The following is a 241-nucleotide window of genomic DNA, read 5'->3' on the forward strand; positions in this document are numbered from 1 at the left end:
GGACTACAGGGGTATCTAATCCTGTTTGCTCCCCACGCTTTCGTGCCTCAGCGTCAGTTATGGTCCAGAAAGCCGCCTTCGCTACTGGTGTTCCTTTGAATCTCTACGCATTTCACCGCTACACTCAAAGTTCCGCTTTCCTCTCCCACACTCTAGCTCATCAGTTTCGGAAGCAGCTCCGGGGTTGAGCCCCGAAATTTCACTTCCGACTTAACAAGCCGCCTACGCACCCTTTACACAC

The 241-nt window shown here is 52.7% G+C and carries 1 rRNA gene; it reads right to left on the bottom strand.

Annotated elements, in window-relative coordinates:
• Nucleotides 1-239, bottom strand: a 16S ribosomal RNA gene (locus tag ACTHSL_RS14130); the annotation flags it as partial.
• Between the last annotated feature and the right edge of the window lie 2 nt (nucleotides 240-241).

Origin of the sequence: Neisseria sp. P0008.S010, from assembly GCF_051962715.1 — a bacterium.
GTDB lineage: Bacteria > Pseudomonadota > Gammaproteobacteria > Burkholderiales > Neisseriaceae > Neisseria > Neisseria elongata.